Source organism: Rufibacter sp. JT3400010 (genome assembly GCF_054956755.1).
The window spans coordinates 66,242-87,530 of sequence record NZ_JBUDXA010000025.1 but is presented as its reverse complement, the minus strand read 5'-3'; the positions used below and the strand labels follow the sequence as shown (position 1 = coordinate 87,530).

Below are 21,289 nucleotides of genomic sequence, written 5' to 3'. Positions count from 1 at the left end.
AAAACGCTTGTACCAAATCTTCCCATTCTTCCTGCAAAGAAATGAATGGCCTTTTTTCTCCGGCGCACCGGTACCAGTAATCTGCGTTCCAGAGGTCGCCTTCTTTGCGGTGGAAGTAGGCGTGAATCCAAGCGGCATTCTTGTCTGGGAGGTCTTGTATCAACTTATGGCCTTTTTCCCAATCTCCGTGAGCATCATACCACAAGGCCTGTAGATACACGGAGACCTGGGCTGGAGGAGTTGGCGAGGAAAGGCTCTTCTGGAAATCGGCGAAATTCATAAGCAAAAGGTAGGAAGCCGTTTACGAAGCTTTTCGGCAAAATCAGCCTTAAAACAGAATCTGTTCCAGTCGTTTGAAATACCTAAGCGGTCAAAGAACCGGTATCATTCACTACCATGATGCGGGCGGTTTCTGGGTACACCTCAATCACACTCACGGAGGCCGGGCTAATCTCAAAGCGCTGGAACATATCTAAGGGAACACCGGCGTAGAAGGCTACGGCGGCTTTGATGAGGTCTGAATGACTGACTACTGCTACCGTTTCATTCGGATGTTTTAAGCAAAGTTTCTGTAAACCGGCCATGAAACGTGCCTGCGCTTCCAACATCATCTCGCCACCCGGAATGCGGGTAACGCTTCGGAAGGTATTGAACCGCTGGAAGTCTGCATTGCTGCCCAACTCTTCAAAGGCTTTATTCGTCCACTCCCCGAAGTTCAGTTCCAGGAAAGACTCGTCTACAATGGGTTGGAGTTGCTGCGCCTGGGCGATAAACTCGGCGGTTTGGACGGTGCGTTCCAGCGGGCTGGTGTAGAGGGCGGCAAGTGGCAAGTTCATGAGGCGCTGGGCCAGTTGCTGGGCTTGGGTTTTTCCCTCTTCGTTCAGGAAAACGCCCGGCGTGCGGCCAGATAAACGTTTGCCCACCGAATCTGTGGTGGCATGGCGAATCAGTAAAAGTTTGGTCATTCTTCGGTCTTTCTTAGGCTCGTTTTGTTTTCCTACGTTTTTAGCTCTTACCTTAGAAACAACGCTGGAAACGGAGCCGTGCCTTTAAACGGGCATCGGCTGAAACCGTTATCTTTAGTGTTGATGGTTTCTTGGTTCCTTTTCTCCTTTTTAACGGAAAATGAGCTGAAAACGGAAGAGAAAGGCAATTTATAGCTTCCACTATATAACCTAAACCAAATTTATCCCGTTCGCATGAAACAGCGGCAGAACCATGCCACCGCCATATCTCAGAGCTGCCTTTTTCCGCATGTATGCCGGGGCAGCATATCAAAACATATTCAGAATACCTTGGAGAATACGACAAACAAACCCGCTTTAAAGATTGGAGTGCTTACTTTTCACCGTTGCATCAACTACGGAAGTTACTGGCAGGCACGTTGCCTGGCTGAGGGCTTGCAGGCGCGTGGCCACGAGGCCGTGATTCTGGACCATGACTCCCGCCGGGTGAACCTGGTGGAGTGGAAATGCGCTTTCCAGCCGGTATTGCCTACGCCGGTTCCCGCCTCAGACCGTCCGTTGTACCGCGAGAAAATCCGTAAGTTTTTTGATGTATTTGACACCTTGCCGCTTTCGCCCCGCTTTCAACTGGACAATCCCGAGGAGATGGAAGAGTACGATGTAGTGGTGGTGGGTAGTGACGAGGTCTGGAACATGTCTCACCCGTGGTACGGCCGTTGCCCCATCTTTTACGGCGATGGCGTGAAGGCGCAGCACCTGATTTCCTACGCCGCCAGTTTCGGGAATTATGATGCTTCGTGGGGCTTAGAACAGGAATGGGCTGATAAATTGCGGAACAACTTTGACGCTATCTCGGTGCGCGATGCCAACTCGCAGACTATCATCCAGAACGCCCTCGGGTTTGAGCCCGAAATGGTGCTGGACCCTTGCCTACAGTTTCCCATCACCCCAGATGCACGGGACCATGAAATTCTGAACAGACGGTACGTAGCCGTGTACGGGCACAACTTCACTGAGTCCTTCGCCCGCGAGATACGTCAGTTTGCTGATAGCAAAAACCTGCCGCTTATCAGCTTCGGGTACCGCAACGACTGGGCCGACGAACAATGGATTACCACCGACCCGCACGATTTTGCGCACTTCATGGCCAAGGCCGAAGCCGTAGCCACCAACTTCTTTCACGGCTGCGTGTTCGCGCTGCGCAACGCCAAGCCGTTTGTGTGTGAATCGTCGCCGTACCGGCGACATAAACTACAGGGGCTCATGGCTAAAATTGGCGGTGAGAAACACTTACTTGCTGAAGGCACGCCGCACGTAATTTTCAATACCCTGCTAAGCGAGCCGTTGAACCCTGAGATTCTGCAGAAGATAGATTTGTTGCGCCAAACTTCTGCGGCCTACCTAGACCGGGCGCTGGTGGTAAACCAAGAGCAAACCGTATGAAGGAACTGGTAAGCCCCCGTGACATTGTGCGTTCGGGTTTGTGCATTGGCTGCGGCAGCTGTGTGGCCCAGGCCAACCGGCCCGACACGCGCATGGATTTTGACGGGTACAAACAGTTGAAGCCGTACGGAGACCCGCAGTGGTACAACACCAAATCTGAAAGCTTTACCAGAACCTGCCCGTTCTCGCCCAAAGCCAATAACGAAGACTACTTAGCCGCCAATCTCTACCCTACCGCGCCGGTAATTGATGCCGCGCTAGGAAGATTTCAATCCGCGTACGTAGGCCACGTGGCCGAAGAAGATTTCAGGATGCAGGGCAGCTCCGGTGGCATGGTTACCTGGGTAGCCACCGAACTGATGCGGCAAGGTTTGATAGACGGCGTAGCGCACGTAATCGCCACCCAAGACCCGCAGGAAGACGGCCGCTACTTTAGGTACCGCATCGCCCGTACCGAGGCCGAAATTCGGGAGGGTGCTAAGTCAAGGTACTATCCTATTGAGTTGTCAGAAGTGCTTTCTCTGGTGAAAGAGGTGCCGGGCCGGTATGCCGTGGTGGGGATTCCGTGCTTTATCAAAGCGGTGCAGTTGCTGCGCCAGGAAGATCCTGTTATTCGGGAACGCATCCAATACACCCTCGGGCTTTTCTGCGGCCACATGAAAAGCGCCCGTTTTGTGGAGAGCTTCGCCTGGCAGATGAACGTGCCTGTGAACCAGGTGGAACGCGTGGAATACCGCCAGAAAGACCCGAACCGCCCGGCCAACTGGTACAACGCCAAACTTACGTTGCCCAACGGAGATACCGTAAACCGCGACTGGTGGCACCTCGCCGACGGGGATTGGGGAGCCGGTTTCTTCATGAACTCGGCCTGTAACTACTGCGATGATGTAGTGGCTGAAACCTCAAATATCTCCTTCGGCGATGCCTGGGTGGAACCCTATTCCTCTGACGGGCGTGGCACCAACGTGGTGGTGGTCCGGTCGCCATTGGTGGACCAACTGGTAGCTAATGCCATTCAGGAAGGGAGATTGCAATTAGAGGCCGTAGACGCCAAGTTTGTAGAGCAAACCCAGGCCGCCGGTTTCCGCCAACGCCGCGAAGGTTTGGCCTACCGCCTGACCTGGAGCCGCCGCGGCATCACGCCCTGCAAACGCGTCACGCCAGATTCCAAAACACCCACTAAGCAACGCAAACTGATTTACCGGATGCGGTATCATATTTCGGCGGGCAGCCACAAAATGGCGAAACTAGCGCACCAATTAAATGCGCCCAAACTATACGTCAACTGGGCCCAAATGGCGCTCGCCGCTTACCACGGCTTCGCCTACCATCAAGGTAACTTTGGAGAAATAAAGAATCGGTATAAGCAGTTGAAAGGATAATAAAAAAGCGGAGGGAAAACCCTTCGCTTTTTTATTGTGAATTAGTTCTGTTCTTCACTCGCTCGCCTCTGGCGAGTGTGGGTTACCTGCGGCGTCCCGCCGCGCTTCAATAGATAGGTTAAGTTTCCTGTATAAGCTAAGAATATTCTTTAAGCGCCCAGAGGCCGCAGGTAGCTCACACTCGCCAGAGGCGAGCGAGTGGGCAATCTAATTTCTTGTCATCTTGGAAAGATCTTGTGAGCGAACGGCAGTAGTGTTTGTGTTACGTTATTCGAGTTCGCCCACAAGATCCTTTCAGGATGACAAAGGTGTGGATTGTGCCTTGTGCGTAAGCTTCTCCAATTCAACCACCACTCGCTTAATCACACCTGCCCAGTCATCTGCTACTTCTTGCCGAAACAGACGGGCGGTGGGATACCAAGGACTGTCTTCCCGGTCATCCATCCACCGCCAGTCGGCGTGGTAGTGCAACAGCGTCCAGACAGGTACGTTGAGAGCACCGGCAAGGTGTACGGGCATGGAATCCACGGAAATCAACAAGTCTAATCCTTTGATGACGCGGGCGTAGTCATACAAACTGAACTCACCGGGGTGAATCCCGAAGCCTTCTTGCCAGCCAGCGTTAGAGGCATTTTCTTGCAGAATATAGAGGTTGATGCCTTTTACCTCGGCCAATGGGGCAAGAAAGTGAAACGGTATAGACCTTTGAGGATTCCAGTCTCCGGGTTTCCAGACCAGGCCTACTTTCAGCTTCTTCTTTTCGCCGGGAAGCGGCAAGGGTTCTACCTGCAGGTAAGGAATCTGGGACGGAATAGTGTTGACGGTGGTTCTGAAGATATGGGGCAGTTCCATTACTTCCACGTCTACATCATATTCTACTTCGGGCGTGCCGTCATGCAAGGGCAAGAGCCGGTCTATGGTGGGGATGGTTTCCAGCAGCGGAATAAGCGGAGCCTGGCCCCACACAATCACTTCTTTGGCAATGGCTTTGATGAGCGGCGCGAACCGGATGAACTGGATGGTGTCGCCCAGCCCGTGGTAGCAGCGTACCAACACCCGTTTGCCCTGCAGGGAGGAGCCGTCCCAAACGTATTGAAAGTGGCGGGGCCAATGCCAACAAGGTTTTCCGGCGCGTTCTTTCAGGACGGCATCGCTGTGCTTCCAGGCGGCTTCAAAGTCGCCTCTGCGCATGTTCTGCATCCAAACATCTGGCGTTTCTTCCTGGGTGTTCTGGCTCATATAAGGTGGGGATGTACTTTTGGTAAGCAGATTTTTTTATTTCGAGGCTGTTTTCTAGAAAACAGCCTCGAAAGAGCTTCGTCCAAAGACGAGGTTTGTTATAATTTTTATACTGCGGATTTACCTACTATGGCGCGGAAGTTACTTCCGTGACTTATCTCAATCAGTTGAAAGTCACGGAAGTAACTTCCGCGCCATAGCGGGAACGTTTAGGGCACGTTTTCTGTAAAACGTGCCCTAAACGGAATTACTTATTGCACCTGAATGGACAAGAAATTTACGCGTATCTCCGCATCATTAGCGCACAGAAATCAGCAAATTCTTCAATGTGTTGGGGCGGGCTGGTGTGGTGCGGCTGAATGCCTTTGGCTTCGGGAGTGAAGCAGAAGGTGGCGGTTACGTCAAACTCATCCAGTTTACTCATGACGTGGTCAAACCACTTTTCGGCGTCGGGACGCAGCCAATCGGCCCAACTGAGGCCGGTGCGCAGTTTCTTCACCCCCAGTGCCCGAAGGTGTTTGATAGCGTCATCTAACCGATGGTCTTCAAAGTGGAACCACTGGCAAATGCCGAATTCTGGGGTGTAGTCTGAGAAGTGTTTGTGGGCCATTTTGGGGGTGCCGTCTTCTTTGAGCAAGCCCATGTGGAAGTGGCGGTAGTAGGAAGAGCCTTCGGCTTCGCGGTGGCGCGTGGTGGCTTCCCAAGCTTGTGGCAAATCATAGAGGCTGTACCAGAACGCACGGTCCACGCGGCCCATCAATAATTCGGCGGTACGGCGCAACCCGAATTCCTGCACTTCCTCGGCCCCGAAAGACGAAATACCTACTTCGGTCACCCACACGGGAAGGTTGGTGACGGCTTCAATCTCGGCAATCTTATCAGGCCACTCGTTGATGCTCCAGAGGTTCCAGTCCAGCGGAAAACCGTGTACGGCTACGGCGTTGAGGTCTTCCAGGGTGCCGTGGCGTTCCAGGGTTTTGATGAAATGCGGGTCTATGGGCGAGATGCCCCCTAAAACACGTGTGATTTCTGGCTTTTCGGCCTTACAGGCTTGGGCGGCCAGTTTCACCATCTCCGCGAAAATTTTCCATTCGGGGTCAATCTCGTACGCCCAGTGTGATTTGTTGTTTGGTTCGTTCCAGAATTTAACTGCTTCTATCATAGGTTATTACTTAGCATCACGTTTAGCCGGATGACGGCACGCACCTTGGCGTAGGGAAAATACAGGGGCCAGTAAATGTTGGCTTCCCACTCATGAAATACCCAGAGACACGGCTCCAGCATCAACATTGCTTGTCTGAGTTACTGCCTACTACGCAGGTAGTCCGGCACCGTTACAAAACATTAAAAAAACACAATATTATTAATCAGCGGCAAGAGAAGATTGGTTTATTCTATTGGTATTTCAGAAGTATTTTCTGCAGTTCGGCCTGATACTGGGAGCTGGAAGTCATGCCGTTGTGGCCCAGCCCAGGGAGGGTGATGAGGGTGTCGGTGGGTTTCAGGTGTTTTCTCAATTTGAGGGAAGATCCGTAGTAAATGATTTCATCTTCCTGGCCATGAAAGAGTACCACGGGCATGTTACATTTGGGAAGGAACTTATACGTTTCAAATTTGTACTTCAGGAGAAACGTGGGCAGCACCGGAAAGTAGCGCTTCATGAGGTCTTTCAGACTGTAATACGGGGCTTGCAGAATCAACAGCCGAGGCTGGTTTTCAGCGGCTACTTTGGTGGCTGGCCCCGTGCCTATGGAGTAGCCCAGCACGATGATGTCTCGTTCTGCATAGCGTGTTTTGAGGTGGTCGTACGCTGTCTGCACATCCTGGTACATTTGTTTCTGGCTGCTGATTTTCCCTTCGCTTTTGCCGTAGCCTCGGTAATCCAGCATGAAAACGTCATAGTTAAGGGCGGTGTAAACGGGTGCCACGTCTCCCCAGGAGTTCAGAGAGCCGGCGTTTCCGTGTAGGTAAAAGATGACTCCTTTGGGTTGGGGTGAATTGAATAAAATCGCATTGAGCAGCACCTCGTCCTTCGTTTTGATGCTGATTTCCTCAAAAGGCACCTGAAACCTGAACCTGAGCTCTGGGCTGAGTTTCTCTGGAAAGAAGATCAGTTTCTCCTGCACAAAATAGACCAGTACGCAGACGGCCGCATACAACAAGAGCACTATTTTAACAAGGGAAATAAACATGGCTCTCATTGTTTGCTTGCCAAATAAAAGCAGTGGTTTGCTTTGGGAGTAGGCCAACGCGTGTTTCTTTATACAATGCAGGTGGTGTTGGTTTTAGTATAGCCCGCTTTTCATTGGCACAACATCTTGCAATTTTGGCAATGGTCTTATAAGTATTTTCCTGCTCTTATTACTAATTACTCTATCGGTATCATACCGTTCAGATTTTTCAATTCTAATTCCGGTTGAAAGATTAAAGTCAACGGTTTCCATTATTCCCTGTCCGTCAGAAGATGATTTTGAGAAACCTATTAATTCAAAATTGCCGTTTTGAAATCTGAATTTATGCTCATAATGTCCGCGCAATAATTCATAATTTACGCTTACTACGCCATTCTTTATAGATACATCTGAGAACCTGTCTCCAGACATGTATCCATTCCTTCCATCTGGGTATTGTGGTCTGATGATCTTGGTGGAAGTTACTACTAGTTTGAATTGCCCGTTTGTTTCTTTAAAAAATATTTGAAGTCTATAAGGTGCATTTTCATGTAGCGTGTCTTGGCTTACAATTACCTGATCTGGCAAACCGTCTTTGTTCAGGTCGCCTGTCACTTTGGCTAGCGTATGGCTGAAATTATCGGTTTTTACGTGCAACTGTGCAAAATCGCCGCATTGAACGAACAAGAGTATTGCCAGGAAGAATTGTTTCATTTTGTTTTCGGGTGGTAGTATGGCCAACAGTTAGTACATAGAAAGCCCCGGAGCAAGGCGTTCCTATATGCCATGTGCATGTTGCACAACTATTGGAAGATAAGCGCATAAAGAGGTAGCACCAAACTCCTAGAGGCAATGCAAGACAGGAAGCACTTCGCCGATGAAAAAGAGCTGCGCCCCCCTTTTGGCGCATGTACGTACCAGCGCACAACCTCTATCCATGGCTCAAAGAGCGGCTGGACCTTCGCTTTCCCTTCGGGTTGACGGCCACCTACGGGGGAGTACGCGCGGGTGAGATCGTCCGGCTAAAGAGCCGCTACGGGCAGAAAGTGTAAGGCTTGAGCAAGGCCACTGTGGAGCACGCTCCTCATCTTCATGGCCTTGAGGTTTGTCGTTTTCTCCGGCTATATTTGCCCTTTATATTTCGAGTCAAAATCTACCATCCATTCAATCCCATATTTGTCTCTAAACATACCAAAGTATGAACCCCAAGGGCTGTCAGAAATAGGCATTTCAATTTGTCCACCTGCCGAAAGTTCATTGAATAATCTATCTGCTTCTTCCTTGTTTTCTGCACTAATTACGATTTTGCTTCTGTTCTCATTTTCGTTTGTTCGTCCCAATATTTCAGGCACATCATTAGCCATTAAAACATCTCTACCAATAGGCAAAGCAATGTGCATTATTTTATTTGCCTCATGTTCTGCTACTGAAAATTCAGCACTTTCTAGATCTTTGAAGCGCATTATTTTTGAGAACTCTCCGCCAAATACTGATTTGTAAAAGTTGAATGCTTCTTCTGCATTTCCGTTGAAATTGATGTGTGGATTGATACTTGCCATAATTTTAAATTATCTATAAATTTTATTTTTTAATTAATCTCACTCTTCGCACTGGTAACCAAAAGTTTTCAGTAGTTGTGGCTTTTCAATGAATTGTCCGTTTGCAGTCTGTTGCTGTACTGTACGCTAGGCACTGGCTTTATTTGTTCAAAGAGCTTTGAGCTGTTTCATATTTAGCTTGTGCTTAACACCACCTACGCTTATAAGTGCTGTACCCGTATCTTGATGACCGAAATCACATATTTCACCCTAGTTCTTAAAAATCGCCTAAGAATCTGCTTGTACGCCTTCCTGAAACCAACTGGCATAGAGCACATAATTATCGGCGGTTTGGGCCATGCCTGAGATTTGTTCTGGGGTGAGGGCTTTCACTTTTTTGGCGGGCACCCCGGCGTAGATGAAACCGCTTTCGCAGATGGTTTTCTCCAGTACCACGGCTCCGGCGGCTACAATGCAATGCTCCTGTACCACCGCGTTATCCATCACAATGGCCCCCATGCCAATGAGCACGTTGTCTTCAATGGTGCACCCGTGCACAATGGCGTTGTGCCCAATACTCACATTATTGCCAATGATGGTAGCCGTTTTCAGGTAGGTGCAGTGAATGACAGCGCCGTCCTGAATATTGGTTTTGTTCCCGATGCGGATAAGGTTCACATCGCCGCGAACCACGGCATTAAACCAGACGGTGCACTGGTCACCCAGTACTACATCGCCGGCAATGGTAGCGTTGGGCGCAATAAAACAATCTTTCCCCAGAATGGGGTGAACTCCTTTCACTGGTAATAGGTAGGACATGGCTTTTCTTTTATTATGGAAATTGATTCTGTTTCTACCCGTAAGTTACTACACTGCTGTAGGTTCCAAAGGCAGAGGTATACGCGGCATTCACTTGTTTCATCAAAGATTGGGCGTGATGGAAAAACGATAAAAGTGGGACCCCACCAAACCATTCTTGCTATACGCTTCCACTTCAATCTCAAATTCGCCCACGTCATCTGAGGTATAGAAAACAAAAGAACCTGTTCCTTTGGCATCTGTCAGAACATTGGGTGCCCAGGCAAGCAGCCCCCTGAAATCTGGGGCAGGTTTGGGCACGGTGTATTCATACGTGGGAGTCGTAAATCTGTGAACGGGAGCCATACCGGACCAGGCTAGGGTTTGGCTGTTCTGTAACTCAGTGGGGCTGGGGTGAGGCGCATGGGTAAAGATGGAAATCACGCCGTGCCTTCCTATCAGACCCAGGTTCCTGAGCTTGCTTTGGGCATAAAATAGGTCTATCTTTTTAATAGAAGTGCCCGGTAGCTTTAGTAACCAATCATTGTTCAGGGTAGGCATTCCATCCAGAAAATACAGCGGGTGTTCTTTGAATTTTGCACCCACCCGTTCCGGCGAAAAAACCCTGATTTGTTTGCCGTCATCCGTTTCTACCACACTGGCCAGCGGAATAGTTTCCTTCACTATTTCTTCCAGGTTTCTGAAAGGAACATACTGCGACAAGTCAATGGACTGGTCCGGGGCACCCAAAGCCGTCAACATCGCAGACACGCTGTCTCTCCGCTCAGGAGAACTGTTTTCTTTTTGGAGGTTGAACAAAGCGGCCGCTTGCCTCCGGATGGCGGTTTGTCTCAGATAATGGGCTTCCGGCTCGGTTAACAGCAAGGGCAAGGGCGTAGAGGGCACAAAAGAAGGCAAATTGGTCCACTCCAGTTTTGCGTCTCTCAGCCGAAGCCCCGACCGCAGCACCTCTACCGTCAACTGGTCGGGCTTGGTGAAATCAAGCGATTGAAAGGTGAAACGGCCATCTGGTGCGGGAATAAATAACAGAGGTTTAGGGGTTTCTTTGCCATACAACAACAAGGTAGACGTTTCAAGAGGAGTACCGTTGGCGTCTAAAACTCTTCCCTTAATCTCCAGACCGGCAAAGGCTTTCACCTCCGTTTCAGTGCCTTTTTCCAAAATGGGGCTGTAAACCGATTCCTGTAGACCTGTTTGGGTTAGAAGCGACCACTCCAGCGTTGAATCAAGGGGCTGCGGATTCATGAAGTGCGTGGCGGTACCACGTCCCAGAAAGCTTCTCTCCAGGGTAGAAGCCTGCATCTCTTCAGATTGGGCACGGTTTCGCACCACCACGTTTAGCGAGGCTTCCACGGGGTTCCCGTTGGTATCAGTTACTGTGGCAACGACACGCACCGGTTCCCGGCGGCCATAGCGTACCCTATCTGTTTTGAGTTTCAAGCGCAATTGTTGGGGGTGTTGCAAAAGCATCCAACGCTGGGCTGTTATCTGCCCTTCGGCACCGGTAACTAACACTTTAAATAAACCGTCGGGGAACTTTTGTTTCGGCACCAGAATTTCGGCTCCTTCCGGTTTGCTTAGCTTTTCTTCGGTAGAAAAAACCGTTTTGGTCCCAGATACTAAGGCAACCTGCACTCGTTTATCGTCACTTTTCCGGAGCCAAGCTTCATTTGGGGCTAACCTGATGCGTAGTAAACTGTCTGGGCTACTTTGCACCCGCAGCCCTATTCCCTGGGCTGTTACTGCTGGGAACGTACTTCCCTTTACCTCTAAAGAACCCGTTTTATTCTCCAGCACCATTTGGTAAGACTGCCCTTCCTGGGGCGTGAAAAGCACTAGCCCTTCCCCATTCCGGTTGGTCATAAATGGAGTACTTGCTCCAGACCCGCTCACAATTTGTCCCTTCAAGGCAATTCCGTTTCCGGACTGGTCTGTGGCTTTGATGGCGATTCTGTTTTCCAGGTGGGCCACCAAGGTACCGCCCTCGGGAAAGGCCTGTAACGTAACCGCTGTTTTGGATAGAGGGGCATCGGCCTTTATGTTGGCAGAAGCCGGGCCTAGCACGCGTATTCTCCCCTCATAGGCATTTCTCTTTTCTTCAGAGAGCATAGTAGGCGTATAGGCCATCACCTCATATTGCCCGCGGGCTAAGGAATCTGGCAGAACAAAGCTTCCTACCGTCATTCCTTGCTCCAGGAAAAACCGAAGATGCTGGGTAGAGGCCACAGAAGGCGTTTTGAACTCAATTTCCAGAATATGGCTCTGAAACGAAGGCTTCAGCGTAGCAGCATTCACCACGTAGGCTTTGAACCGCACCGTATCGCCGCTGGCATAGTAGGGCTGGGAAAAACGTACGTGTACTTTCTCCTTTATGGATTGCTCCGGCGTTGGCAAAAGCTGTTTGAGGGTAGCGGACCACTCCTCTTTCTGGAGAGAAGTAAAGGCCAGGAGGGGAAGTAGCAGGAGAAGGAAAAACGGGTACTGGTTCTTCCTACCTTTCATAAATACGGTTCCGGTCTTCATACTTTTACCAGTTAGTGGGACGAATGGCAGTACTGAACTTCATGGTCTGGCAATCGTCGGGGTATTTCAACAAGGGCGGGACTTCGGGCACTTCTGAACGGTTGATGAAAAGCACTTTCCTACTCACCGCAGAAGCTCCAAAATAGCCGTACACTGGTTCATTGGGGTCCGTAATGCTAAGAAGGTTTCCTTTCGGATTTGCCGGGGGCGAATCTAACACCGAGCCGGTGTTTCTGGTCTGGTTTACAAAAACCCGCCAAAAATCATACGCCTCCGGTGACAAAGCATACTGGACTACCTCCAGCTTGTACCGCACATTAATGGTCTCGGCATTTAAGGGAAGAAACCCGACAATCTTCCTAAACCTGTTCCCATTGAACAGGCGGTCTTCGCCCACTTCGGTCACATTGGTGGTATCATATACCCAACACGTAACACAGCAAGCTTTGGGCATAGGAATGGGGCCGCTGCCCAGCGGTGGCCAATACTCGTAGTCCCAGGGTTGGGTAGAAACCTCGTAGATGCCAGTCCATTCCCAGCGGTAGTAATTTTTTTCCTGAGCAGGGTCTGCCACGTCAATGGCTACCTCATACCTCAGATTGGCAATGGGTTCGCCCTCCCCTTCATACACGGGCGCTTTCTGGAACGTCAGGTTGATGTCCTCAATCTGGGGGCTGGAACTTAACCGTTCTGCTCTGGAGGTGTAAGCACGACCATCTTTTAACTGTACACTTAAGGTATAGACTCTGCCAACCTGCCCTCTCACACCCGTTGGCGAGGTTCTAAAAAGACCCAAGGCTTCTTCTCTCAGGACTTCCCGCCTACCCTGGTCATCTGAAATCACCACCTGGGCTCCCTCTAACTCCACATCCTCCAGGCCGGTGGGCCTTCCGTAAGGTGAAGTCATCATTAACTTAACGGTATAAGGCCCCGGCTCATCTGTAATCAAGCCTTGCACCGCCAGATGCCGTACTTCTGGCGGCAATTTCAAGTCCACCGGCTCTACACAGGCGCAAAGCAGCAAGCTTAAGAGCCACAAGTAGCTATTTTTAAATGCAACTATATTCCTGAACATGGGACTAGAATTTGAAATCATAGGTAATGGACGGCATGGGCACTCCAACTACAGAGAGCTTATAACCTTGCGGCGGCGCACCGGTATCTTTTCTGAAGAAGACAGAATACGCATTCTCCCGCCCGTACACGTTATACACCGACAGGCTCCATCTCCCTTCCCACTTCTTATCTTTTTTGTGGTTGGTTTCTAAGGTCATGGAAAGGTCTAGCCTGTGGTAATCTGGAATACGCACCTGGTTTCTGTCGCCAAAAACCGGTACTATCACGCCGTTCATATTGTATAGCCCAATGGGAGCCGTGGTGGGCCTGCCGCTGCTGTAAGTGAAGTTAGAGGTAAACACCAGCCTTTTGGTTAATTGATAGGCCGCCACTATGGACACATTGTGCGGCTTATCATAATTGGTGGGGTAATAGGCTCCCTTGTTCACTTGCTCTTCTGGGAAAGCGCCGTTGACCTGTATCTCAGACTTGGAATACGTGTAACTGGCCCATCCGGTGAGATTGCCCTGTTTCTTGGAGAGTTGCATCTCTACCCCATATGCCCTTCCCCTGCCTGGCAATAAATCAGCTTCAATGGTGGGGTTTAGCCAAAGCTCGGCTCCTTCTTTGTAATCCAGTTGGTTCTGGATGCGCTTGTAATAAGGCTCCAGCGAGAACTCAATGGTGTTTCCTGCAAAATTATGGAAGTAGCCAATGGACCATTGGTCGGCCACTTGGGGTTTTAGATGCGAGTTACTGGTCTGCCAGAAATCAATAGGTGCTACCGTCATGGCCCCAGAAATAAGGTGTATGTTCTGGCGCATGCGCTGGTAACCCGCTTTGACAGAGTTGGCTTCGGTAATGCTGTATTTCAAGGAAAGCCTGGGTTCTAAACCGTGGTAGAAAGCAATACCCTCGCCCGCGCTGTATGAGATGGTATCAATAATGGTTCGCTCCTGCTTCGGCTGGCCGGGGGCATACACGTATTCTTGCCCAGCCCCCAGGTTCTGGTAAAGGGAATACCGCAACCCTACCATCAAGGTCCATTGCGGGGTAATGGTAAATTCATCGCTGGCGTAAATACCGCCTTCCAGTGCCTGGTTTTGCGCCAGCGCGATGGCATTGACGCCAGAACCCGCAGAAGCTGGCTCCAACTTGCCGGGCTGAAATTTGTAGAAGGTTCCTTCGGCGCCAAAAGCAAGCTGGTGTTTTCTGGCATCATAATTTGCTTCAGCCTTTACAGTACCAGACCAGATGCCGTTGCTGAACTTAGAAGCGTTGGTAGAATCTTCGTCCTCAATGGCGAACTGGTATTTACTGAACACGCCGCTGAGAGACCCCATCAACCGCTCACCGAAGGAATGTGTGTGCTTTAAAGAGCCTCCTATGTTTTGCCAGGAGTAAATACTATCTTGGCTAAAGCCGAAGGCATCATGGCTCACATAGGCGTTGAAACTCAGTTTGTCTTTGGTGCTGAAGGTATGTGTGACATTGGCATTGCCGTCATAAAAAGCCGCATGGGTCTGGTTCAGCCGTCGGTCTTTGAGGCTATGCAAAACCCAGTTAGGGTAAGAAGCCCGGCCCGCCACCAGAAAAGTTGTCTTTTCAGAAAACAAAGGACCTTCCAGAGCCAATCTGCTGGTAATGGGCCCAATGCCTCCTCTCCCCGTTAGCTTCGTGTTCTGCCCTTCTTTCTGTTGCACTTCCAGCACCGAAGACAACCGCCCGCCGTACTTGGGCGGAATCCCTCCCCGGTAAAAAGTCAGGTCCTTGACTACATCTGGGTTGAAAACCGAGAAAAACCCAAACAAGTGCGAGGAATTATAAATGGGAATCTGGCCCATGAGCAACAGGTTCTGGTCAGCGCCACCTCCGCGCACGTTGAATCCGGCGGAGCCCTCTCCCACGGAGCTTACCCCTGGCAAGAGCATGACGCTTTTCACCACGTCTACCTCGCCCATAAACGTAGGCATCTTCCTGATCACGCCTATGTCCAGCTTGTTCATGCCCATCTGCACGTTATTCACGTTGTTGTCATTGAGGCCATTGGCCCGCACCTCCACTTCGCTCAACGCCACCACTGACTGGTGTAGCTGCATATTCAACGTTCCGGCCGCATACAGCCCCACTTGCCTCTCTTCCGGCAGCAACCCAATGGATTTAAAAGATACCAGATGTTCGCCCATGGGCAGTGAAAGCCGGTATTCGCCATTGGCATCAGTTTGGTCTCCTATGGCCAGAGCGGGCACAGAAACTGTCGCTGCCACCAGCGGTTCATTGGTTTTGGCATTCGCAACCCTGCCCCGTAGGACTACTTTTTTATCTGGCTGAGCATTCTTGGGCAAGCCGAAGAGCAACCTGTTCAGGGGGTTTCCTTTAGCGTCTTTGTAAACAACCGCCGGATGGTTCGTGCCCGAAGGGAAAAGGATGACCGCATAGTCATGGTACCAAGCGGCTTCTAAATCAGTGTTTTCCAGCAGGCTTTGAACCACCTCCGTCACCTTCTGGCGCTGAAATTCTTTGTCTATCCGTATGTCTTTTACCCAGTCCGGCTTAAAATAAAACCGGATGGGCGTTTTACTCTGGATTTCCTGTAAAACCTGTGGCAGAGGAGTTTGCTTGTAACTGCCAGAAAAGAGGATTTCCTCCGGGCCTTGTGCAAAGCCCACCAACGGAATTAAGAAAAGGAGAACAACCAACCAACAGTAACGGTGATGACAAGGCATATCTGTAGGAAATCTTGCAATGAATCCTAAAGAAGCAAAATTTAACTATATACCCTTACATCTATGCTCTGATTTTTAATCATATGGTAATTTTGAAGCATTCACAGACGGGGAATCAGATTTTCAGACGCCGCTTAGCCGAGCATCCGTTTCCAGGTACCTTTGCGCAGGTTGTATTTGAGCGTGCTGGGCAGGGCTTTCCACCAGTAACTGTTCATTTCCACCGCAAAGCTGGGTTGCATGTAGCAGTTGATGGTGCAGCCTTCGCAGGCGGGCAGCCGGCCTTCCAGCGCAATCAGCTTTTTCACCTCTTTTGATTTGTACAGGTCGTACAGCCTGCCTTCAATGGGAAACTTCTGGGCACCTAAATGGTAACACGGCAACACCAATTCATTTTCGGGCGAAATGACCAACGTGGTGCTGGCAGCTTTGCAGACCGGTTTGTCTATGTGGTTCCCGCCGTCTTTGCGCAACTGCACAAACGCCTCATTCAGGTACACCCATTTCTGCTTACTGAACTTCACCAAATAGTCCAGTTCGTCTTCAGACAGTTGCTCGCCGGTTTCTAACTGGTTGTATTCAAAAGCCGGGTTGAGGAGCAACATGAGGTTATTGGGCAGGCAAATCTCCTGGTACACCCGCTCTATCTGGTCCAGGTTATGCTTGAACACGGTAAACAGAATATCAGGGCGTTCACCCAGGTTTTTGGCCACTTTTATGGATTCCAGCACGAAATCAAAGCAAGCCACACCCCGGCCCGTGTCATGTTCAGTTTTATCTGCGGAGTCCAGGGAAAAGTGCAGCATGTCTACTTTCCCTTTGAGCCGCTCGGCCCATTTGGGGTACAGGAGACCGTTGGTGGTAAGCGTGGTAATAAAACCCAGTTCTTGGGCTAGTTCCAGAAATTGGTCTATCTGCCGGTGCAGCAAGGGCTCGCCACCGGTAAAATCCACCACATTTACGCCCAGTTTACGCAAATCTCTGAGGTTCTGACGCACATCTTCCAACTGAATATACGGCGATGGCTTCTCCCAAATGTCGCAGAACGAGCATTTGGCGTTGCAACGGTACGTCACGTAATAATTAGCCAGTACTGGATGATGGATTAAGCGCATGCTGGTTCTTTAACGAATGCCTTGGCCCTTGCAAGATACGCATTGCATACGGATTTAGAATGATGGCGCACAAGACCGGTCAAATCAGGTTTTAAACCGATTTTTTAGAAATAGGCTCTAAAACGCCATTACTGGTCAATTCCTTTGCTGCGTACCTCGGCGTAGTAGTTGCACAGGTCTTTCAACACGCATACTTCGCATTTGGGCGCGCGCCAGGTGCAGATTTTCTGGCCGTGTTTGAGCATGTGGCGGTGCAGGTTGTAGAGCACTAACGCGTCTTTGGGCAGCATGTCCAGCAAGATCTGGTGGGCTTTGTCATGGGTGACTTTAGCGCCAATAAGCCCTACGCGCTGACTGATGCGGTGCACGTGCGTGTCTACCGGAAAAACCGGCTTGTGGAAGTTGAAGAGCAACACCAGCGTAGCGGTTTTCAAACCTACGCCGGGTAGCGCCATCAGCCAGTCCATGGCCTGGGGCACATCCAGCTCATTCAGGAAATCAAGGTTGAAATCGAGGTGTTCGGCCTGAATGATTTTTAAAGCCTTCTGGATGTTCACGGCTTTGGCGCCGGGGAACTCAGACGGAGCTAGGGCATCGGCTAGTTCTTCTGTCGGCGCAGCCATGACGGCTTCCCAGGTGGGGAACTTCTCCCGCATCTGAAAGTAAGCTTTCTCCTCATTAGCATGCGTGGTACGGTGCGAGAGCATGGTGGAAATGAGTTCACGCATGGGATCCCGGCGCGGGTGCCCCGAGAGATGACCGAAAACTTCATTCAATCGTATATGAACTTGCCAGATCTTTTCTGAAGGAGAAAGTTGCTGATTAGCTTCAGCCATAGCTAGTATTTTCTTCTTCTAAACGAGCCCCCGATGGTAAAGTTTGCGTGCCGCAACTCTTAACTGAAAGCGCGATTACGACCTTAGACACAAGCTATAACTATGAAATTCACCTTCTTAGGGACGGGCGGAGCTTTTGATGTGGCGTATGGAAACTCTGCCGCTCTTGTAGAATTCAAAGGGCATTCCATCTTGCTGGACTGTGGCTTTACCGTCTATCCTTTGCTCAGGCAGCACCAACTTACCCGCAGGGTGCAATACATCCTGCTCACGCACCTACACAATGACCATACCGGCAGCCTGGCCAACGTCTTGCTGCATTGCCACTACTTCAATACCGATTGCCGCCCTACCATACTGTACCCAGATGATGATTTCAGAGATGAACTCTATGAGTTTCTACGGCTCCAGATTCAAAAACCAGAGAAGTATGCAGACTTTATTCCGCTTTCAGAACTACCCGGCATTACGGCCCTGGACACGTACGGGCAACACGCCGAGCGGCTGCAGACGTACGCTTTTATCTTTGAGGATGGCGGAGAAAGAACGGTGTATTCCGGTGATTTAGGCCACCCCGATGCGCTTTTCGCCTACCTGCGCGGAATGCCCCCCAAAGCCACCACGGTTTTCCATGACATCACCTTCTCTAAAGAGAACAGTGCCCACACGTATTACAAAAAGCTGATTCCGCTGGCAAAGGATTACCAGATCTTCGGGTATCACTGTGACCCCACCCAAAACCCGAAAGACAATCCGCTCCGGTTGGTGTATCATCAGCCGAAATTCATGCTGTCTTCCCCGTTACAGGAAGCCGGTTCGTAAACAATTCTGCCCGTTCTTTCTTTATACACTTTAGCGCGCGTTTAGAGCTTATTTTCAAAAAAGACCCGTAAACAAGCGCTAAGCTGCCAACAAAGCATTCCAATTGCGTATGCTTCTTGTATTCTATTTAAGACCTACTCCTTCTGCATGGCCTTTACCTTTACAACTGACCAGGAACGTACCCATTTCCGTAGAAACCTGCTTCTCATTGCCTATGTGGTCCTTTTCGGCTTGTTCTGGGCCTATACCGGTATTCATACTACAGACTCTAAGAACTGGTGGCTGGAAAACACACTCACCTTATCGGCGGTTATTTTGCTGGTGGCGTTCTACAAGCATTTCCAGTTTTCGGACTTCAGTTATACCTGCATTTTCCTGTTCCTGATGCTGCATGTGTATGGCAGCCAGCACACGTATGCCGAAAATCCGTTCGGCTATTGGGTGAAGGACCAGTTGCATCTGGAGCGCAATCACTATGACCGGCTGGTGCACTTCGGGTTTGGGTTCTTTCTGGCCTACCCCATGAACGAGGTTTTCTGGCGATTAACCAACATGCGCGCCATGTTCAGCTATGCCTTGCCCGTTGACTTAACCGTGAGCCTGGGGGCTTTCTACGAGTTGATGGAGTGGTCTGTGGCAGATATCTTCTTTCCTAAGCAGGGCATGGCGTACTTGGGCACGCAAGGCGATGTCTGGGATGCCCAAAAAGACATAGCCGTGGCCTTACTGGGCGCGCTCCTTACCATGACGGCCGTGGGCATTACCAGAAAAAAGAAGCGTCCCTGAAGTATTTCCAGCTAGTTTTCCATAAAACCAGCGAAAAACACCTCAGGGACGCGGCGCAATTTTAGTATCAGCCCAGAACGGGGTTAATCATATTTGATCTTCACGTCATTCCCTTCAATTTTCACCTTCCCGCGCGGTGTTTCAATCTTGGTTTCTTCTCTGGATATCTTGATTTTGGTATCGCCGGACACGTATTTCACGTTTTTGGAAGCCTTGCGGTAGTAATCTTGCCGCCGCATCCAGTAGTTCTTCAGTTCGGGCAAATCCATTTGGTTTGATTTGCGGGCATCTAAGGCCAGCGCCCTTTGCAACTGGGCTTTGGTAGGCTTCACGTACTTTTTCCTGGCCGTACTCGCGCCCCCGGATTCACCGGCACCTGCCCCTGCCGAAGAAGAACCCGCAGCTGAAGAAGATTCCCCTCTGGATACCGGCGAAGAAGCGGCTACCGTATTGACTTGCTTTGAGGTACCGTTACTGGTCAGGTTCTGGGTGTTGGCATCGCTGTACACATTTACGGTTGGGGCGGCAGGCTCGTCTACATCTCCTTCAATCTCCAGGGTGTCTGGCACTAAAACCAAGGTATCTTCCGCTGCTGTGGTTTGTGGCTGCTCGGCCACGGTTTCCTGCTCTTTTGTTCGCTCGCAAGCGCCTAAAATAGAAAGTACAAGCAGCAGACAGAAGGCATTTATTACTTTTCCCATTCTCATCATTCTTTTGTTTTCATCCCTAAACGCTAAAAAGGAATTGAGGTTAGCTAAAGCAACTTTACACAGGGTTTTCTTGCTGGTGTCAGGATTTTGATAGTTTTTCTTCTGGTCTGCTTTTGGTCTACTTTCTGTGAAACAGCATTAAAAGAAATGTGGAATCTTCACTCGCTCGCCTCTGGCGAGTGTGGGCTACCTGCGGCGTCCCGCCGCTACATAAATCATCCCTTTACCCTCCAGACTCGGCCAGAGGCCGAAGGTAGCTCACACTCGCCAGAGGCGAGCGAGGGCATTTTGTTTTAGCAAAGGGGTATAAATAAGAAAGGCTAACCTTTTGGTTAGCCTTTCTTATTTATAAGTTTAATATCGTTATTTAATCTCACCACGCTCAGCGGCTTTCTTCAGTTCTTCGCTGGCGAAGATGGCTACTTCTACACGGCGGTTTTGCTGACGGCCGGCAGCAGTAGAGTTATCAGCTACTGGTTGGGTTGAGCCATAGCCACGGGTTTGTAAACGGTTACGCTCTACGCCTAAAGAGGCAGCGTAGTCGGCTACGGCCTGGGCTCTGCGCTCAGACAAAGGCTGGTTAATGGCATCTGTACCGGTGTTGTCGGCGTGGCCTTCAATCAGGACGTTGGTCCCTGGGTATTTCTTCAGGGTCTCAGCTAGTTTCTGTATGTCTGCTCTGGAAGAACTTTGTAACTCGGCAGAGTTGGTAGCGAACAATAGACCGGCGTCAAAAGTCACTTTGATACCCTCACCTACGCGCTCCACCTCGGCATTTTTCATTTCACGCTCTAACTCTGCGGCTTGCTTGTCCATCCGGCGACCAATTACGGCTCCAGTAGCACCACCTACGGCGGCTCCAATGATGGCTCCACGGGCAGTGTTGCCAGTAGCTTTCCCAATGATACCACCCAGAACAGCACCACCACCTGCGCCTAAAAGTCCGCCTTTGGTAGTTTTGTTCATGCCTTTATTTTGAGTGGTAGAAGTGCCGGCGGTCTGACTTGATTTGCAGGAAGAGAAAAGCAAGCTTCCTACTAACATGGCAGTGAATGATCCTTTTAAGAAGAGTTTCATAGTTTTTGGTTTTTGATTGTAAACGTAAGCTTAATTTGGTTAGTATCGGGATTACATACTGATTTGCCTATAAAATGTTCA

At 50.2% G+C, this 21,289-nt stretch carries 20 protein-coding genes; 5 read left to right on the top strand and 15 right to left on the bottom strand.

The window, feature by feature from the left end:
* Window positions 1–280 (bottom strand): hypothetical protein (locus ACY0JR_RS18430; protein WP_462635634.1); only part of this gene is annotated, 280 nt, incomplete at its 3' end.
* An 82-nt stretch (window positions 281–362) separates the two neighbouring features.
* On the bottom strand, window positions 363–965 hold the full coding sequence (locus ACY0JR_RS18425; RefSeq protein WP_462635633.1) for a histidine phosphatase family protein: 603 nt from the start codon (window positions 963–965) through the stop codon (window positions 363–365).
* A gap of 330 nt (window positions 966–1,295) precedes the next feature.
* Here ACY0JR_RS18425 and ACY0JR_RS18420 point away from each other — a divergent pair, with 330 nt between their 5' ends.
* Both ACY0JR_RS18420 and ACY0JR_RS18415 read left to right on the top strand, forming a co-directional pair.
* A complete protein-coding gene (locus ACY0JR_RS18420) occupies window positions 1,296–2,408 on the top strand; it encodes a polysaccharide pyruvyl transferase family protein (RefSeq protein WP_462635632.1) in 1,113 nt (370 codons plus the stop codon).
* Window positions 2,405–3,790, top strand: a complete 1,386-nt coding sequence (locus ACY0JR_RS18415) for a Coenzyme F420 hydrogenase/dehydrogenase, beta subunit C-terminal domain (RefSeq protein WP_462635631.1) — start codon at window positions 2,405–2,407, stop codon at window positions 3,788–3,790. Before ACY0JR_RS18420 ends, ACY0JR_RS18415 begins: the two co-directional genes overlap by 4 nt.
* Before the next feature lie 294 nt (window positions 3,791–4,084).
* On the opposite strand, the gene ACY0JR_RS18410 is transcribed toward ACY0JR_RS18415, so the two are convergent.
* From ACY0JR_RS18410 to ACY0JR_RS18395, 4 genes are all read right to left on the bottom strand, one after another.
* A complete protein-coding gene (locus tag ACY0JR_RS18410; RefSeq protein WP_462635630.1) occupies window positions 4,085–5,029 on the bottom strand; it encodes a glycosyltransferase family 9 protein in 945 nt (314 codons plus the stop codon).
* 277 nt (window positions 5,030–5,306) lie between these two features.
* On the bottom strand, window positions 5,307–6,191 hold the full coding sequence (locus ACY0JR_RS18405; RefSeq protein WP_462635629.1) for a hypothetical protein: 885 nt from the start codon (window positions 6,189–6,191) through the stop codon (window positions 5,307–5,309).
* Between the two features lie 232 nt (window positions 6,192–6,423).
* On the bottom strand, window positions 6,424–7,221 hold the full coding sequence (locus ACY0JR_RS18400; RefSeq protein ID WP_462635628.1) for an alpha/beta hydrolase: 798 nt from the start codon (window positions 7,219–7,221) through the stop codon (window positions 6,424–6,426).
* Between the two features lie 93 nt (window positions 7,222–7,314).
* Window positions 7,315–7,914, bottom strand: a complete 600-nt coding sequence (locus ACY0JR_RS18395; protein ID WP_462635627.1) for a hypothetical protein — start codon at window positions 7,912–7,914, stop codon at window positions 7,315–7,317.
* Window positions 7,915–8,108: 194 nt separating this feature from the next.
* Here ACY0JR_RS18395 and ACY0JR_RS18390 point away from each other — a divergent pair, with 194 nt between their 5' ends.
* Window positions 8,109–8,252 (top strand): hypothetical protein, encoded by a 144-nt coding sequence (locus ACY0JR_RS18390; RefSeq protein WP_462635626.1) that lies wholly within the window; start codon window positions 8,109–8,111, stop codon window positions 8,250–8,252.
* Window positions 8,253–8,321: 69 nt separating this feature from the next.
* Here ACY0JR_RS18390 and ACY0JR_RS18385 read toward each other — a convergent pair whose 3' ends face one another.
* The 7 genes from ACY0JR_RS18385 to ACY0JR_RS18355 form a co-directional block, all read right to left on the bottom strand.
* On the bottom strand, window positions 8,322–8,759 hold the full coding sequence (locus ACY0JR_RS18385; RefSeq protein ID WP_462635625.1) for a VOC family protein: 438 nt from the start codon (window positions 8,757–8,759) through the stop codon (window positions 8,322–8,324).
* Between the two features lie 267 nt (window positions 8,760–9,026).
* Window positions 9,027–9,557 (bottom strand): gamma carbonic anhydrase family protein, encoded by a 531-nt coding sequence (locus ACY0JR_RS18380; protein ID WP_462635624.1) that lies wholly within the window; start codon window positions 9,555–9,557, stop codon window positions 9,027–9,029.
* A 102-nt stretch (window positions 9,558–9,659) separates the two neighbouring features.
* Window positions 9,660–12,080 carry a hypothetical protein gene (locus ACY0JR_RS18375; RefSeq protein ID WP_462635623.1) on the bottom strand — a complete coding sequence of 807 codons (2,421 nt, stop codon included), beginning with the start codon at window positions 12,078–12,080 and terminating at the stop codon, window positions 9,660–9,662.
* Between the two features lie 4 nt (window positions 12,081–12,084).
* Window positions 12,085–13,119 carry a DUF4249 domain-containing protein gene (locus tag ACY0JR_RS18370; RefSeq protein ID WP_462635622.1) on the bottom strand — a complete coding sequence of 345 codons (1,035 nt, stop codon included), beginning with the start codon at window positions 13,117–13,119 and terminating at the stop codon, window positions 12,085–12,087.
* 40 nt (window positions 13,120–13,159) lie between these two features.
* A complete protein-coding gene (locus ACY0JR_RS18365) occupies window positions 13,160–15,862 on the bottom strand; it encodes a TonB-dependent receptor (RefSeq protein WP_462635621.1) in 2,703 nt (900 codons plus the stop codon).
* 134 nt (window positions 15,863–15,996) lie between these two features.
* The gene (locus ACY0JR_RS18360; protein ID WP_462635620.1) at window positions 15,997–16,977 is read right to left on the bottom strand and encodes a radical SAM protein; all 981 of its coding nucleotides are present in this window, start codon (window positions 16,975–16,977) and stop codon (window positions 15,997–15,999) included.
* Window positions 16,978–17,105: 128 nt separating this feature from the next.
* The gene (locus ACY0JR_RS18355; protein ID WP_462635619.1) at window positions 17,106–17,705 is read right to left on the bottom strand and encodes an endonuclease III domain-containing protein; all 600 of its coding nucleotides are present in this window, start codon (window positions 17,703–17,705) and stop codon (window positions 17,106–17,108) included.
* Between the two features lie 210 nt (window positions 17,706–17,915).
* On the opposite strand from ACY0JR_RS18355, the gene ACY0JR_RS18350 reads away from it, so the two are divergent.
* Together ACY0JR_RS18350 and ACY0JR_RS18345 are read left to right on the top strand one after the other, a co-directional pair.
* Entirely contained in the window at window positions 17,916–18,635 is a 720-nt protein-coding gene (locus ACY0JR_RS18350; protein ID WP_462635618.1) for an MBL fold metallo-hydrolase, read from the top strand.
* A gap of 147 nt (window positions 18,636–18,782) precedes the next feature.
* On the top strand, window positions 18,783–19,421 hold the full coding sequence (locus ACY0JR_RS18345; protein ID WP_462635617.1) for a DUF2238 domain-containing protein: 639 nt from the start codon (window positions 18,783–18,785) through the stop codon (window positions 19,419–19,421).
* An 83-nt stretch (window positions 19,422–19,504) separates the two neighbouring features.
* Here the strand turns inward: ACY0JR_RS18345 and ACY0JR_RS18340 are convergent, their stop codons facing one another.
* The gene (locus ACY0JR_RS18340) at window positions 19,505–20,122 is read right to left on the bottom strand and encodes a hypothetical protein (RefSeq protein ID WP_462635616.1); all 618 of its coding nucleotides are present in this window, start codon (window positions 20,120–20,122) and stop codon (window positions 19,505–19,507) included.
* A 372-nt stretch (window positions 20,123–20,494) separates the two neighbouring features.
* The gene (locus ACY0JR_RS18335) at window positions 20,495–21,208 is read right to left on the bottom strand and encodes an OmpA family protein (RefSeq protein ID WP_462635615.1); all 714 of its coding nucleotides are present in this window, start codon (window positions 21,206–21,208) and stop codon (window positions 20,495–20,497) included.
* Window positions 21,209–21,289: the final 81 nt, after the last annotated feature.

Coding starts and splice junctions, on each gene's coding strand:
- ACY0JR_RS18425 (WP_462635633.1), bottom strand. CDS start 965: ATGACCAAACTTTTACTGATTCGCCATGCCACCACAGATTCGGTGGGC.
- ACY0JR_RS18415 (WP_462635631.1), top strand. CDS start 2,405: ATGAAGGAACTGGTAAGCCCCCGTGACATTGTGCGTTCGGGTTTGTGC.
- ACY0JR_RS18410 (WP_462635630.1), bottom strand. CDS start 5,029: ATGAGCCAGAACACCCAGGAAGAAACGCCAGATGTTTGGATGCAGAAC.
- ACY0JR_RS18405 (WP_462635629.1), bottom strand. CDS start 6,191: ATGATAGAAGCAGTTAAATTCTGGAACGAACCAAACAACAAATCACAC.
- ACY0JR_RS18400 (WP_462635628.1), bottom strand. CDS start 7,221: ATGTTTATTTCCCTTGTTAAAATAGTGCTCTTGTTGTATGCGGCCGTC.
- ACY0JR_RS18395 (WP_462635627.1), bottom strand. CDS start 7,914: ATGAAACAATTCTTCCTGGCAATACTCTTGTTCGTTCAATGCGGCGAT.
- ACY0JR_RS18390 (WP_462635626.1), top strand. CDS start 8,109: ATGTACGTACCAGCGCACAACCTCTATCCATGGCTCAAAGAGCGGCTG.
- ACY0JR_RS18385 (WP_462635625.1), bottom strand. CDS start 8,759: ATGGCAAGTATCAATCCACACATCAATTTCAACGGAAATGCAGAAGAA.
- ACY0JR_RS18380 (WP_462635624.1), bottom strand. CDS start 9,557: ATGTCCTACCTATTACCAGTGAAAGGAGTTCACCCCATTCTGGGGAAA.
- ACY0JR_RS18375 (WP_462635623.1), bottom strand. CDS start 12,080: ATGAAGACCGGAACCGTATTTATGAAAGGTAGGAAGAACCAGTACCCG.
- ACY0JR_RS18365 (WP_462635621.1), bottom strand. CDS start 15,862: ATGCCTTGTCATCACCGTTACTGTTGGTTGGTTGTTCTCCTTTTCTTA.
- ACY0JR_RS18360 (WP_462635620.1), bottom strand. CDS start 16,977: ATGCGCTTAATCCATCATCCAGTACTGGCTAATTATTACGTGACGTAC.
- ACY0JR_RS18355 (WP_462635619.1), bottom strand. CDS start 17,705: ATGCGTGAACTCATTTCCACCATGCTCTCGCACCGTACCACGCATGCT.
- ACY0JR_RS18350 (WP_462635618.1), top strand. CDS start 17,916: ATGAAATTCACCTTCTTAGGGACGGGCGGAGCTTTTGATGTGGCGTAT.
- ACY0JR_RS18345 (WP_462635617.1), top strand. CDS start 18,783: ATGGCCTTTACCTTTACAACTGACCAGGAACGTACCCATTTCCGTAGA.
- ACY0JR_RS18340 (WP_462635616.1), bottom strand. CDS start 20,122: ATGGGAAAAGTAATAAATGCCTTCTGTCTGCTGCTTGTACTTTCTATT.
- ACY0JR_RS18335 (WP_462635615.1), bottom strand. CDS start 21,208: ATGAAACTCTTCTTAAAAGGATCATTCACTGCCATGTTAGTAGGAAGC.